The following is a 12,418-nucleotide window of genomic DNA, read 5'->3' as shown; positions in this document are numbered from 1 at the left end:
TTTAAAAATGAGATTAGCATATCAATAACAAAATATATAATGCATAAACAACTAAAACTTCGGTGCATTACGGAAAATGCCAAATTGACTTATAATTTCCCTACAGTTATTGGGAATATTGTCAATAAGAAGATTTCAGAGGTTGATCCTGAATTAGGAAAAAAACTTCATAAAGGTGGAATCAAATATGGAAATGGTCATTCAGCTAAACTATTTATAGCGAGGCTAAGGCCTCTTAATTATTCTACATTGGAACATTGTATTCAAGTGAAAGGATATGAGTATGTTCTGGATGTTAGATTTTATGATCCTAATCTGTCGAAGGCTTTTAACAAAGCTATTTTGCTAGAAGAGACCTTTTATTTAGCCGATAAATATGGAACTAAAGTTTTCAAAATTGTTGGAGAGAAAAATATGAAGGTTCCTCATTTCTCAAATAAAATGAAATATAAGTTACGTTCACCTTCTTCGTTATCAGAAAAGAAAAAAGATGAGAAAAAAGGCAGAGTTATTCGACCTAATGAACCAATTTTTATTGAAAAGCTTCAAGATCACTTTTTAAGAAAGACAGATATTCTTTATCAGTTTGGAGTGAAAGATGAGGGGATGGAAGAAGGCATAGAAGACCTGCGATTCTCTTTAATTGGAAATAAGATAAAAGAAAAACGTTTATACTTTACTCCTTCAAGTAGTGAAAAGGCAGTGGGGATAAAAGGTTATGAATATGATTTTGAGTTAGTCGCTCCAATACCTATTCAAAAGCTTATTTATTATGGAGGGTTTATGGAGAATACAGCAAGAGGATTTGGTTATTTAGATGTATTACAAAACTAACATTATAAAAAAATGAATTTTGAAATCGTCAAGGGGATGTTTGTTCTTGAAAAAACACAACAGGTGTTGGATCAGCTTTTCAAGACATTGTTTCCTGCATTGATCGAACAGTATGGAATACGAGAAGCTAAAGGCTATTTTAAGACTGATAAGATAGTTTATGATAGTTATGATATGCCTTATCATATTCATATTCTGCAAGGACTTTTTCCTAGTATTCAAGTATTTGAAAAGAGTATTATTGGTTTAGGTGAAGAATCAAATGATGATTATGAGGTTTGGTTAAAGGTATTTTGTCTAGGCTTTTTCCTACATGATGCAAATAAATTGATTGATGGATCACTTTTACATGCTTTTAATGAAATAGCAGATGATCAGGATAATCTTCATGAGAAGCTCAAGATCACCACTTTTTTTGCTGAGGTAAATGACTATTGGGGAGATATACAAAATGTAGCTCTTAATGCCGAAAATAGAACATCTGTAGCATCAGCTATGAGAGAAATGACTCTTCCTAATGGTATTTCTAACCTTTTTGAAAAGCTATCAAGGTTTGCAGATAAAATAGCTTCGATGGGGGGGGCTATTCAATATAGTAGACAAGAAGATGGATCTCTGGTTGAATCAAAAAGATATGCAGATGGATATCATAATGTAAGAGGAATGTATTTACACATTAAGGGTTTACTAGAAAGCTTAGGAATGGACCTTGAATTGAATTACGTTTCCTTGCATGAGAATCCCTTTAAGATGTTATCTAAACAAGCTCTTTTTGGTGTTTTACTAGCTTTACAGGAGTCTAATAGACAGATACTAGGAATAACTAGGAATGGTATTATTTTTTTCGGGAAACCATTTGATAAAGAATTAGTAGAAAGATCAATTGATTTTGCGAATGACAGTGAAGAGTTAGATGTAGCTAATCTTATAAAAATAGATCACCAAACCATCAATTTCGATTTTATCAGCAAGAAACCTTTGAGTGAGGATATTTGGAATGATGTATTGATGGAGGATGAAAGGGTTTCCAATAAGTTTTTATCAATGGCTTCAAATGGCGCATCTAGCTTTTCAAGTGGGGATGGGTTTCAAAGTCTACTAGAGTTAATTGAAAAGCTAAAGCTATCATCTTATATCGACTCTAGATTTGATGAAAAAAAACAGAAGGTTTACCTGATGTTTACCAATGTAGATTCTGATGAAGGAAAGCTTTTTAAGTCATTAGTGTGCTTGAAGAAAACACTATTTTTAAATGAAAATGGAAAGAAGGTAAAAGCATGGAAGAATAACTTTGATACTTTTAGTAAAAGTGATGAACCATTTTATGATGCTTGGGAATGGGAAGTTCAAAGTGAAGAAGGTAAGATATTATCTACTCCAAATGAGGTTACTGAATATTTCAAATCTTATGTAAAAGCACCTAGTAACCTTCTTAAAACGCTTTATGCTATTATATGGGCAGAAGGAGTAGTAAGTGGTTTGATAGGTGACGATCCAGAGGAAGTAGCGGAGGAACACCTTGAAAATATGATGGATCAACTTAATCCAAATGAAGAAGACCATCAAGGTAATGAGAGTTCTAATGATATTTCAGAGATAATATCAACCTATCTTGATTATCCCAACTCTAATAATAAGTTATGGGAAAAAGATCTTTTTATTCCTGAAGCAGAAGAAAGGTGTGTTCTGACTAATTCTTATGCAACAGAAAACTATAGGGAAGTCAAAGCTTTTGGTTTAAAAGCTACAGGATATAGCAGAAGAGCTCCATCTTATTTAAGTTTAGCATCTCCCAAAACAAAAATTTCTAATATCGCTATCTCTGAAAATCAGATTCGGAAAAAATACTTCCCGAATGGAAATCAAAAGGAGGCTCATATAGCAGTATATAGAGATTTTTGTGAATGGGGTTTTGGCTTACCACTTCAGAATAACATGCTTGAAGTGATCGCAGTAGTAAAGGATGACATAAAGATTGAAGATCATAAAATCAAGGTTGATAATGGGGCTATTTTAGATCAGAAACATCATGAGTATGAGTTGATGGATGTAGGTAAAGATGTAAAGTCTCAGTTCTATTTTATCAGTAAAAATATTCGAATTGCTTCCAAGCTTGGTATAAGATGTTTCGTTACAAGTATCATGACCCCTTATCGTCCTCATAAGGCAATTTTTCATTATGAAAATGCTCCAAGGTTCGCCAAACAACTTGGATGGGATAAGGTAAGACTTTCTGAAATTGAAGACGTAGTTAATGAAATTTCTATCATTTGGGAATTATCAAAGGTAGGTAAGAATCTTAATTCCGGGTATATTCTTGCTTACTCTGGAGATCGGAATCATTTATTTCGACTGTATGGTGATTACGTTAAAAGAGTTGAAGCAAAGGAAAAAGAGAATAAAGCAAAAATCTTAATTGGCGGTATCAAGAAAAGAATTAAAACATTTATTGAATCAAAACCACAATATTTTTCAAATATGATTTCGATGAGCAAACTGGCTGAAATAGCTGTTTCTATTAAAAGAGAAAGTGAAAACTCTTCACAACAAAGTAAGATTATTAGATTAGCATTAAATGCTATGAAAGTAGCTTCAAGGGATAATCCATCAGAACAAGAATATATTGTAACGATGGTGGCAGGTGCATTACATAAGTCTTTTCAATCGGATAAATATCTAACTAATAACCAAATAAGAAGTGCATCAAGAGCATTTTCTGAACTGTTGTATGATATGTATATAAATGAATGGGGAGGTAGTTTTCCTGCTAAAACAAAAGAGAAGATGTTGATCGATCAATTTGCTTTTATCTACTCTGAGAAAGTAGCAGAGTATCTTGAAAGAAAGGAAGCTGACAAAAAATCAAGTAACTAATTATAAACACTGGTAAAAAAAATCATGAAAGAATTATTTAAAGTAATTAAGGATAAAGGTTTATTTATTGATAATCTTAAAACTAATCAACTTGGGTGTATCAAAATAGCTATCGTTAGAGAGGTAGTTAACCCAATGATTATTAGAAGTACCTCACCGGATGAGGTGTTGAGTTATAAATTTCCATCAGGAAGAGAAGTACTTGAAATCCCTGCTAGAAAATTAAAGAGTAGAGAGAAGTTACGTGGTTTAAAACAAACTCGTTTGTTTGATGCTGTTAGTGAAGAATTACATTATAATTCTATCAAGAAGAGTGATTACTTAGCGAATGTCAATTCAATAACGTTTGGTGATTCAGTCACACAATCAGGTGATGCAGTAGGGTTGCCTTCAAGAGTTGTGTATGATTGGGGGTATTCTATACAGGATGTCAATGATATTTCTGATACTTTACAACATAATGCTTTAGGTGAAAGTGGTACAATGTGGAATGAAGAAGATGGAGGTCTTAGACAATCTTTATTCCAGGTGCAATATGTAAAACAAGGAGCTTTAATTCCTCATTTTATTACGTTGGAGAATGTTACTCCTATTATGTTGTTTCACCTTCTTTCAGCAGTGATCTATGAAAATAGATATGGTGCACAAAGTAGAACAACGGGTATGAATATGGTGAATCATATTGTTGGTGTTGGATTTGGTAGAGAAGAAGCGGGTATTAATAGCTATTTGATCTCAAGAGATTGGGATAATTCTATGGAACCTACTCTTGGTAATGTAAGTAAGAAGGTTTCAGAGACTATGAAATCTTTTTATGGTGAGAATCTGCTTGATGGTGAAGAAGTAGTCAAAGCTGTTAAAGGCATTTGGGAAAGTGGTAAGAATTTGGAAAAAGAATACAAAGAATTCCAGAATTTATCAGAGAAATTCCTTCAAGATATAGGGGTGATGAAAGGTAAAAAGAAACGTTAGGCTTTAGGATATGTAAAGGAGGTTGTGAATCACAATCTCCTTATGTTCACTTTAATTTAGAAAAAGATGCATGTATATACAATAGAGCTTACGTTACTAAATCATTTATTTTACAATACAGAAAACTCCAATGGGGTTTATACTGCTCCATTTATTGGCGATTTGGCACTAACCTATGCTTTAAGAAAAGTGTTGGTTGAAAATTGGGAAACGCCAGAATATAGAAGAAAACCTTTCTATCAGGAGATTAAGGATTGGGGGTTTTACGTTTCTGTAGCTTCTCCGGTAGATTATACTTATACGGAAGTATACACCCGAAATACCTTATTTAATGTTGACGGGTTTGTGAATACAGATGCGATTACAAAAAGTAGTAAATCTCCATTTGTATCATTGTTTTACACTCAGGGTGTAGCTGTAGGAAGTGTGTTCGAGTGTCAGGTTTTTAGTAGAGAACCACTTGAAATACCTTCCGTTTTGAGAGTGGGTAATGGAAGAGAAACACTTATTAGTTTAAGAGAAAAAAGTCAAAAACCTGATACCTTATGGTTGAATATTTTTACCCAAAAGGAAGTATTCAATAACCTTGGAAAAGTGGCTGACCTAATACAAGATGAACCCTATGAAAAAGCCTATGTATTGGAACAGTATGTTTTATTGAAATATATTTCTCCCGATACAGCTATCAAGATTATGGAGGATTCTTTACAACCTGTTAATTCATAGGTATTATGATTTCTGATAATGTGATCACATTAAAACTTTCACCTCAGTATGTAAAGCAGACTGAGGTGAAAGAAAAATTTCGTGATAGAGGAAAAACATTTGAGGCTAATATGCACAAGTCTCAATTGATCTTACGAGATAAGTTTAACGCTTTGCCATTATATACTTTTCTATATGCACCTACTGGAACAGGTAAGTCTTATGGTTTTGTATTTCCGGTGCTTATGGACAGAGGAAGCAATAAGAAAAAAGGTCTTTTGGTATTACCGACGAATACTCTGATTGATGAATTGCAAGAAAATTTTTCGATCACTTTTAAAGATTTAAAAATCAATAAACTGACAGGTAAATCTTTAGATGAAGCAGAGAAAAAGGGAAGTAAAGACCGTTGGGAGTATTGTTTGGAGTTAGCCGAAAGTTCTGATATTCTAATCACAAATCCAGATATCTTAAACTATGCAATGCATGGTGGATATGATAAAAATATCAAAAGAAGCATGGATAAATGGTTGAATAAATCATGGAAAAACTCGGGAGGTAAAACAATTATTCATTTTCTTAAACGCTTTGATTTTTTTGTATTTGATGAGTTTCACTTATATGATGAAGAACAGATTGCGAATATTCTGACATTAGCCAAGCTCAGAGAATGTTTTATAAGAAATTCAGCCAGGTTCTTATTTGTTTCTGCAACGCCAGAAAGGAAGCTGGAACAAGTATTAGAAAGTGAAAATGTTGCGATAAAGGATATTGAACAATGTTTATCGGATGATCATAAAAAAGTCAACAAGAATCATTATACTATCCTGGAAGAAAAGATCATTCAAAAATCTGAAAGATCAAGAAAAATAAGAGGAGGAATTGATGTTGAAATTGTAAAGGCAGATTCATTTTTAGATGTAATTGTTAGTAAGGCAGAAGAAGTAATCGAGAGAGTAAAAGAAGGGGAGAAAGTCCTTATTATCTTTAATGCATTACATCAGCTGAGTCATCTAAAGTCATCAATTGAAGAACTTTTTGGAGAAGATAAAATTAGAGTAGTAACTGGATATCATCAGTTACAAGAATCTGATAATGAAAAACCAATAATACTTGCTACAAGTAAAGTGGAGGTAGGAGCAAACTTTGGTGTCGATTATGGTTTGATGCAAACGGGTTTCAACAGTAGGTCATTTATTCAAAGATTTGGACGGTATGCTCGTGGTGGAAAAGATGGTAAAGTAGTTATACATTATGATAGCTCATTAAAAGGAGGAAAAAAGTCTATGACGACTTGTTTTACTTTACTTAAAAAAGAATTAACTAACTCTGCAGATCAGTTGGACCACCTTGACTATAATACCTTTGTCGAAGCAATACGAGTAAGTATGGATGATCCTAAGTTTTATAAGGAGAAGGTGCCTTTACTTTATGGCGAATATCTATTTTCTGTTTTTAAAAATTTCAAGGAGAATAATAATTACGAGAGTTTTAAAATTTTTGAGGAAGGACTTTCAAAATATTTAGACTCCTCTAAGTTGCCTGAAAAAACGAAAAAACGTTATCAATATTATCTGAAAATCAATTCGACTATCTACCATCTTTCAAAACAATACCCTCAAGAAGGTAAAGAATGGAGTAGGTGGTGGAATGATTATTTAGAAACCTATTTGACCTTTAGAGGATCGATTCCAATAGTGAAGGTAATAGATATGGATGAAGGAGGATTGGAGACACAATATAGTATTGAATGGATTCTAACACATAAAGACATTATTGAAGATAAAGAGGTTAATGGTGAAAGAATAATTGTGGTAGACAGGATGTTGGAGTCAAGAAACACTGATATCCAATATGAGATTGCTACGATGCCTTACATTGGAGCTGAACACTATCGTTTTTTAAATTTTAAAGAGCGAAAAAAACCTTCGGATGCTTTTAAAAATAGACTTAAACTTCTTGGGGATAAAGGGTCAGGAAGAAGTATTTCACCATTTCGACTAGAGCAGAAGAAGCTTGTCGCTTTATTAAAAGGGCTGATTCAAACGTTCTCTGAGAAAAGGTTTAAGGTAGTAGATGTAAGAGGAAGTGATAGAAACTTTATCTAAGTTCTTTTTATCTTAATACGTTTTTTGACATCTTGAAAACAACTTTTATATGGTTACTGGACAACATATACATTACCTGCATATCTGCAAACGTAAGCTTTGGCTCCTATTGAAGGGTATCAGTATGGAAACTTCATCGGAAAGAGTATTGGAAGGAAAACATCTTCATGATACTGCTTATAAACAAAGGGCAGAGAAGTGGAGGGAGATAGACCTGGGGTGTGGTAAAATTGATTACTTCGACCCGAAAACGAATACTGTTATGGAGGTCAAAACATCGGATAAAATGGAGTGGGCGCATGAAGCACAGGTTCTTTTTTACCTCTACACGTTAGAGCAAATGGGAGTAGAAAAGCCCAATGCTCGATTGGAGTATCCGTTGCTTCGAAAGACAAAGGAGTTAGTGATGAATGATGGATTAAGAGCTGAAGTGAAAAAGTGGAAAAATGAGGTAGAAGAGTTATATCAAATTACTGATTGCCCTCCTTGTATTGATAAACCTTTTTGTAAAAACTGTTCATTTCATGACTTCTGCTATATAGGGCATGAGTCTTGAAACAAACCCATAGATTATTACATCAATGAAAAAGCCATATTATTTTTTAAACCCCGGAAGAGTTTCAAGGAAAGACAATACTTTGAGATTTAAAAATAAAGAGGGTAAACAACGTGTTTTACCTGTTACGGATATTGAATCTATTTATTGTTTTGGGGAGCTGGATGCCAATACTACATTTTACAATTTTATGGGTAAAAATGGTATACCAGTCCATTTCTTTGATTATTATGAACACTATACAGGTTCCTTTTACCCAAAGGAAAAACTTTTAGCGGGGCAAGTACAGGTTGCTCAAACACTTCATTATCATCATAAAGCGAAAAGGATTGTTTTGGCACAACGTTTTGTGGATGGGGCATCTTCTAATATTCTTAAAAACTTACAATATTATAGAAGAAGGGGAATGGATCAGCTTTCAATTATCATTGAGCAAATTGAAGAATTAAGATTGAGTATTCCATTTTCAAGAAAAGTACCTGAACTTATGGGAATAGAAGGGAATATACGTCAGGTTTATTATCAGGCATTTGATTCAATAATCAAGGATTTCAGAATGGATGGCCGAAGTAAACAACCTCCAAAAAATGAAGTGAATGCTTTAATTAGTTTTGGTAATATGATGTGTTATACTACTTGTATGGATATGTTGTATCATAGTCAACTCAATCCAACTATTAGTTTCTTACATGAACCTGGTATGAGGCGTTATTCTTTGGCACTGGATCTGGCTGAAATCTTTAAACCTATTTTAGTAGATCGCCTTATCTTTTCAATGTTGAATAAAAGAGTTATTCAAGAGCATGATTTTCAGAAAGAATTGGGTAAGTGTGTTTTGAAGGATACTTCACGACAAAAGTTTTTGGAAGCCTATGATATGAAACTGAAAGAAACAATCAAGCATAGAGACTTACAAAGAGAGGTGTCCTATAAGCGTTTAGTTTTATTGGAATGCTATAAATTAATTAAACATATTCTTGATGTAGAAGAGTATCAACCTTTTAAAATATGGTGGTAACTAAAAGTAAGATTAAAGATGTATATAATATTGTGTTATGATATTGATGTAAAAAGAGTTGGTAAGGTATTAAAGACCTGTCGTAGGTATTTGCATTGGGTGCAAAATTCTGTTCTAGAAGGGGAACTGACAGGTCTGGAGTATCAGCAATTGAAAGACGAATTGAATGATATTATAGCCAATAATGATAATGTAAGGGTATATTCAGTTCGGGCTGAGAAGTGGATGAAGACTGAAATTCTGGGTGATTCACCTGTAAATACCTCTTCTTTTTTATAACCTTGGGTTGTCGACCTCCCAAGAATTGTTCTTTGACATTCTCTGACTATATAAAAAATATAGTTTTTGTGCATTTCGGATATGTTCTACCCGGTTGTCGAAGGTAGGGGGTAATCTTATTATTTTGGGTCGACAATATTAGGAATGGAAATACTAGTTATTAATGTAGGATTAAAGCTTATATGAGCTGTTTTTTTCTTACTTTTGTACGGCTTCTTATTATGGCATGTTGCCATTACGATTTTACCCAATTCTTTTGATATTTCTAGGGATGTATACTTCTTATTATGGCATGTTGCCATTACGATACATAGTAAATGTACTGAGTAAAAAAAGAGTTAAACCTTCTTATTATGGCATGTTGCCATTACGATGTAACTCTTAACCCCTCACTTGTAAATGGTGGCGTACTTCTTATTATGGCATGTTGCCATTACGATTAAGTTGTTTTGAGTACTTTAAGTCACTTGCAATACTTCTTATTATGGCATGTTGCCATTACGATGTTAGTGCAAACAATAACATTGATCCAATGAGCAACTTCTTATTATGGCATGTTGCCATTACGATAGAAACCAAGGAAACAATTTTAAAAAAGATTAGCGACTTCTTATTATGGCATGTTGCCATTACGATGTTTTTCCTCAACTGGTTTTTTATTCCACTTGTTAGGCTTCTTATTATGGCATGTTGCCATTACGATAACGTTTCCAAAAATACCTCTCAATCTTCTATATGCTTCTTATTATGGCATGTTGCCATTACGATAAAGGTACATTGCTATCTGGATCAATAGTTTCTAACACTTCTTATTATGGCATGTTGCCATTACGATTTGCCTCATTAATGATAAGCAAATCAGACTCTAACTTCTTATTATGGCATGTTGCCATTACGATATATTCACGTTCGGCGTTATGGTCTACCTTAAAAGGCTTCTTATTATGGCATGTTGCCATTACGATGAAAGTCAGGTGCTTTTTTTATTTATAAAAAGAGCACTTCTTATTATGGCATGTTGCCATTACGATGTAAGCACACTGCTCTGGGCAACTAACTAAAGAATCCTTCTTATTATGGCATGTTGCCATTACGATAGAATATGGCAGAATAGGTAAATATGATATTGAACTCTTCTTATTATGGCATGTTGCCATTACGATTGGATACGTGACGGTTGGATTACAGAACACCCTTCCTTCTTATTATGGCATGTTGCCATTACGATGTGAAATCTTCAGTCTCTGCAGAAACATCAGAAGTGCTTCTTATTATGGCATGTTGCCATTACGATACGAATGAACCACTTATACCAATCTTCGCCGTTAAACTTCTTATTATGGCATGTTGCCATTACGATGCTCAGTTAATGCGTAGGTCAATTGCTTTTGATCCACTTCTTATTATGGCATGTTGCCATTACGATGAAGTTGAGTTTGTTGATGTTTTATTGGAAAATGTACTTCTTATTATGGCATGTTGCCATTACGATTCCATTAGATGACTCTCCCTCTATTTTTATTTCTTTACTTCTTATTATGGCATGTTGCCATTACGATTTCTTGAATTCAAACATTTCAAAAGAAATATCTAACCTTCTTATTATGGCATGTTGCCATTACGATAATGAATTTGCTACCGCTTGCGTTTCGCGTAGTTCGTCTTCTTATTATGGCATGTTGCCATTACGATAATGAATTTGCTACCGCTTGCGTTTCGCGTAGTTCGTCTTCTTATTATGGCATGTTGCCATTACGATATACCCACGATAGAACAAGATATACAGACACTCTTCTTCTTATTATGGCATGTTGCCATTACGATAGAAGGATGTTGAGTTATCCAACCGTCCCTAATCCAACTTCTTATTATGGCATGTTGCCATTACGATATAGTTTCCACCGCCGGAAACGATAAAGAGGCACCACTTCTTATTATGGCATGTTGCCATTACGATGAATCATTTATATCAATTTCAATAATATCTGCAATCTTCTTATTATGGCATGTTGCCATTACGATACCCCTGTTTTGGTTAGATGTAGAGAAACTTCCGCTCCTTCTTATTATGGCATGTTGCCATTACGATTAGTTTTGATACTTTAGTCAAAGATGCATTTGCACGCTTCTTATTATGGCATGTTGCCATTACGATGCCACTAAGGAACATTGGATATATAAACGTTTCTTCTTCTTATTATGGCATGTTGCCATTACGATACTCTTATTTCGTTAGAGACTAGATATAAATACATTCTTCTTATTATGGCATGTTGCCATTACGATGCCCCAAATGCCGTGAGAAGTATTTGAAAGAGGGACTTCTTATTATGGCATGTTGCCGTTACGATGCCACTACTTCAACAGATACTCTTGGAACAGAATCACTTCTAATTATGGCATGTTGCCATAAATTTAAACAAACCTCCACCGCAAGGCCGTGGAGGTTTTGTGATTACTGTGAATTTTTACTCTTATTCATCTGACCTTATATCTTTGAGTCTTTAATCTTTAATTCCCTCCTCAAGTAATTCTCCATCTTGACCCAAGTCTTTTGAATACGGATCTGCTTTTTGATCATTGCAAAGCAGTTTTGCATCATGGTGTTGTAGACTTGCGGATCTTGGTTAGCCTCCTTCCAGAATTTGATGGAGAGTTCCTGGTAGAAATCACTGTAGCGTTGCTTGGTTTGGCAAAATGCTTTGAACTCTTGTAAGGTGTTGATTTTGAGTAGGGGGTTACTTTTTGAAGTCGCTTTCTTTTGAGCTGTATGAGCCGATTGGAAGATCATTGAGGGATATTCTCTAATACGGTAAGAAAGTGCGTCCTGCCAAGTGTGTGAGGTTTTAAACTCCTCTTCTTTATTATTGTAGTACGAGATAAAATCTTTGACCTTCTCTTTGTCGATTTTACGGCTGAGGTTGTTTTGCTTGACGTATTGCACCGCAAAATCATAACATTTTTCGGTAATGGATGATTTAGGTTGATTCTTTGTTATATGTATATGAGACATTACAAAGAAATACGTTGTCCTCACTGTGAAGGCAACGATATAGTGAAAAATGGTCATAG

9 protein-coding genes and 1 CRISPR repeat array are annotated in these 12,418 nt (G+C 34.1%); of the genes, 8 read left to right on the top strand and 1 reads right to left on the bottom strand.

The genetic code is table 11. From position 1 onward, the window contains the following. Positions 1 to 39: 39 nt before the first annotated feature. The 8 genes from HHU12_RS21385 to cas2 all read left to right on the top strand — a co-directional run bounded on the left by HHU12_RS21385 (position 40) and on the right by cas2 (position 9,346). The gene (locus tag HHU12_RS21385; RefSeq protein WP_169658777.1) at positions 40 to 834 is read left to right on the top strand and encodes a CRISPR-associated endoribonuclease Cas6; all 795 of its coding nucleotides are present in this window, start codon (positions 40 to 42) and stop codon (positions 832 to 834) included. Positions 835 to 846: 12 nt separating this feature from the next. Continuing rightward, positions 847 to 3,708 carry a hypothetical protein gene (locus HHU12_RS21380; protein WP_169658776.1) on the top strand — a complete coding sequence of 954 codons (2,862 nt, stop codon included), beginning with the start codon at positions 847 to 849 and terminating at the stop codon, positions 3,706 to 3,708. Between the two features lie 24 nt (positions 3,709 to 3,732). Continuing rightward, on the top strand, positions 3,733 to 4,680 hold the full coding sequence (gene cas7d / locus HHU12_RS21375) for a type I-D CRISPR-associated protein Cas7/Csc2 (protein WP_169658775.1): 948 nt from the start codon (positions 3,733 to 3,735) through the stop codon (positions 4,678 to 4,680). 66 nt (positions 4,681 to 4,746) lie between these two features. Next, positions 4,747 to 5,406, top strand: a complete 660-nt coding sequence (gene cas5d, locus HHU12_RS21370) for a type I-D CRISPR-associated protein Cas5/Csc1 (RefSeq protein WP_169658774.1) — start codon at positions 4,747 to 4,749, stop codon at positions 5,404 to 5,406. 5 nt (positions 5,407 to 5,411) lie between these two features. Then, positions 5,412 to 7,493, top strand: coding sequence for a type I-D CRISPR-associated helicase Cas3' (gene cas3, locus HHU12_RS21365; protein WP_169658773.1), 2,082 nt, complete (start codon positions 5,412 to 5,414; stop codon positions 7,491 to 7,493). 49 nt (positions 7,494 to 7,542) lie between these two features. After that, a complete protein-coding gene (cas4, locus tag HHU12_RS21360; RefSeq protein ID WP_169658772.1) occupies positions 7,543 to 8,049 on the top strand; it encodes a CRISPR-associated protein Cas4 in 507 nt (168 codons plus the stop codon). 25 nt (positions 8,050 to 8,074) lie between these two features. After that, on the top strand, positions 8,075 to 9,067 hold the full coding sequence (cas1b, locus tag HHU12_RS21355; RefSeq protein WP_169658771.1) for a type I-B CRISPR-associated endonuclease Cas1b: 993 nt from the start codon (positions 8,075 to 8,077) through the stop codon (positions 9,065 to 9,067). Between the two features lie 18 nt (positions 9,068 to 9,085). Beyond that, the gene (gene cas2, locus HHU12_RS21350) at positions 9,086 to 9,346 is read left to right on the top strand and encodes a CRISPR-associated endonuclease Cas2 (RefSeq protein WP_169658770.1); all 261 of its coding nucleotides are present in this window, start codon (positions 9,086 to 9,088) and stop codon (positions 9,344 to 9,346) included. A 212-nt stretch (positions 9,347 to 9,558) separates the two neighbouring features. Beyond that, positions 9,559 to 11,763: a CRISPR direct-repeat array (repeat unit 30 nt; unit sequence CTTCTTATTATGGCATGTTGCCATTACGAT). A 71-nt stretch (positions 11,764 to 11,834) separates the two neighbouring features. Here cas2 and HHU12_RS21345 read toward each other — a convergent pair. Beyond that, positions 11,835 to 12,418 (bottom strand): hypothetical protein (locus HHU12_RS21345; protein ID WP_205959952.1); only part of this gene is annotated, 584 nt, incomplete at its 5' end.

It is taken from the genome of Flammeovirga aprica JL-4, assembly GCF_012844305.1.
Taxonomy (GTDB): domain Bacteria; phylum Bacteroidota; class Bacteroidia; order Cytophagales; family Flammeovirgaceae; genus Flammeovirga; species Flammeovirga aprica.
The sequence above is the reverse complement of the archived record's forward strand: the minus strand, read 5'-3'. Positions and strand labels throughout refer to the sequence as shown.